Source organism: Pseudomonas sp. FW305-96 (assembly GCF_058783825.1).
Genome location: NZ_JBYSYW010000066.1, coordinates 1 through 2,779, shown reverse-complemented (window position 1 = coordinate 2,779; position 2,779 = coordinate 1). Strand labels below are relative to the sequence as shown.

The 2,779-nt window shown below is 52.4% G+C and carries 1 rRNA gene (cut by a window edge); it reads left to right on the top strand.

What is annotated here, in order from left to right:
* Positions 1–2,759: ribosomal RNA gene (locus AC3WL2_RS25725) — 23S ribosomal RNA — on the top strand; it begins 155 nt to the left of the window's first position.
* Positions 2,760–2,779 lie beyond the last annotated feature (20 nt).

The following is a 2,779-nucleotide window of genomic DNA, read 5'->3' as shown; positions in this document are numbered from 1 at the left end:
GCATAAGCTGGTTATCTTGTACTGAATACATAGGTGCAAGAGGCGAACCAGGGGAACTGAAACATCTAAGTACCCTGAGGAAAAGAAATCAACCGAGATTCCCTTAGTAGTGGCGAGCGAACGGGGACCAGCCCTTAAGCTGGTTTGAGATTAGTGGAACGCTCTGGAAAGTGCGGCCATAGTGGGTGATAGCCCCGTACACGAAAATCTCTTGCCAGTGAAATCGAGTAGGACGGAGCACGAGAAACTTTGTCTGAACATGGGGGGACCATCCTCCAAGGCTAAATACTACTGACTGACCGATAGTGAACCAGTACCGTGAGGGAAAGGCGAAAAGAACCCCGGAGAGGGGAGTGAAATAGAACCTGAAACCGTATGCGTACAAGCAGTGGGAGCCTACTTTGTTAGGTGACTGCGTACCTTTTGTATAATGGGTCAGCGACTTATATTCAGTGGCGAGCTTAACCGAATAGGGGAGGCGTAGCGAAAGCGAGTCTTAATAGGGCGCTTTAGTCGCTGGGTATAGACCCGAAACCGGGCGATCTATCCATGGGCAGGTTGAAGGTTAGGTAACACTGACTGGAGGACCGAACCGACTACCGTTGAAAAGTTAGCGGATGACCTGTGGATCGGAGTGAAAGGCTAATCAAGCTCGGAGATAGCTGGTTCTCCTCGAAAGCTATTTAGGTAGCGCCTCATGTATCACTGTAGGGGGTAGAGCACTGTTTCGGCTAGGGGGTCATCCCGACTTACCAAACCGATGCAAACTCCGAATACCTACAAGTGCCGAGCATGGGAGACACACGGCGGGTGCTAACGTCCGTCGTGAAAAGGGAAACAACCCAGACCGTCAGCTAAGGTCCCAAAGTCATGGTTAAGTGGGAAACGATGTGGGAAGGCTTAGACAGCTAGGAGGTTGGCTTAGAAGCAGCCACCCTTTAAAGAAAGCGTAATAGCTCACTAGTCGAGTCGGCCTGCGCGGAAGATGTAACGGGGCTCAAACCATGCACCGAAGCTACGGGTATCACCTTTAGGTGATGCGGTAGAGGAGCGTTCTGTAAGCCTGTGAAGGTGAGTTGAGAAGCTTGCTGGAGGTATCAGAAGTGCGAATGCTGACATGAGTAACGACAATGCGAGTGAAAAACTCGCACGCCGAAAGACCAAGGTTTCCTGCGCAACGTTAATCGACGCAGGGTTAGTCGGTCCCTAAGGCGAGGCTGAAAAGCGTAGTCGATGGAAAACAGGTTAATATTCCTGTACTTCCAGTTATTGCGATGGAGGGACGGAGAAGGCTAGGCCAGCTTGGCGTTGGTTGTCCAAGTTTAAGGTGGTAGGCTGAGATCTTAGGCAAATCCGGGATCTCAAGGCCGAGAGCTGATGACGAGTGCTCATTAGAGCGCGAAGTGGTTGATGCCATGCTTCCAAGAAAAGCTCCTAAGCTTCAGATAACTGGGAACCGTACCCCAAACCGACACAGGTGGTTAGGTAGAGAATACCAAGGCGCTTGAGAGAACTCGGGTGAAGGAACTAGGCAAAATGGCACCGTAACTTCGGGAGAAGGTGCGCCGGTGAGGGTGAAGCACTTGCTGCGTAAGCCCACGCCGGTCGAAGATACCAGGCCGCTGCGACTGTTTATTAAAAACACAGCACTCTGCAAACACGAAAGTGGACGTATAGGGTGTGACGCCTGCCCGGTGCCGGAAGGTTAATTGATGGGGTTAGCGCAAGCGAAGCTCTTGATCGAAGCCCCGGTAAACGGCGGCCGTAACTATAACGGTCCTAAGGTAGCGAAATTCCTTGTCGGGTAAGTTCCGACCTGCACGAATGGCGTAACGATGGCGGCGCTGTCTCCACCCGAGACTCAGTGAAATTGAAATCGCTGTGAAGATGCAGTGTATCCGCGGCTAGACGGAAAGACCCCGTGAACCTTTACTATAGCTTTGCACTGGACTTTGAGCTTGCTTGTGTAGGATAGGTGGGAGGCTTTGAAGTGGGGACGCCAGTTCTCATGGAGCCATCCTTGAAATACCACCCTGGCAACCTTGAGGTTCTAACTCAGGTCCGTTATCCGGATCGAGGACAGTGTATGGTGGGTAGTTTGACTGGGGCGGTCTCCTCCCAAAGAGTAACGGAGGAGTACGAAGGTGCGCTCAGACCGGTCGGAAATCGGTCGTAGAGTATAAAGGCAAAAGCGCGCTTGACTGCGAGACACACACGTCGAGCAGGTACGAAAGTAGGTCTTAGTGATCCGGTGGTTCTGTATGGAAGGGCCATCGCTCAACGGATAAAAGGTACTCCGGGGATAACAGGCTGATACCGCCCAAGAGTTCATATCGACGGCGGTGTTTGGCACCTCGATGTCGGCTCATCACATCCTGGGGCTGAAGCCGGTCCCAAGGGTATGGCTGTTCGCCATTTAAAGTGGTACGCGAGCTGGGTTTAGAACGTCGTGAGACAGTTCGGTCCCTATCTGCCGTGGACGTTTGAGATTTGAGAGGGGCTGCTCCTAGTACGAGAGGACCGGAGTGGACGAACCTCTGGTGTTCCGGTTGTCACGCCAGTGGCATTGCCGGGTAGCTATGTTCGGAAGAGATAACCGCTGAAAGCATCTAAGCGGGAAACTTGCCTCAAGATGAGATCTCACTGGAGCCTTGAGCTCCCTGAAGGGCCGTCGAAGACTACGACGTTGATAGGTTGGGTGTGTAAGCGCTGTGAGGCGTTGAGCTAACCAATACTAATTGCCCGTGAGGCTTGACCATATAACACCCAAGCAATTTGC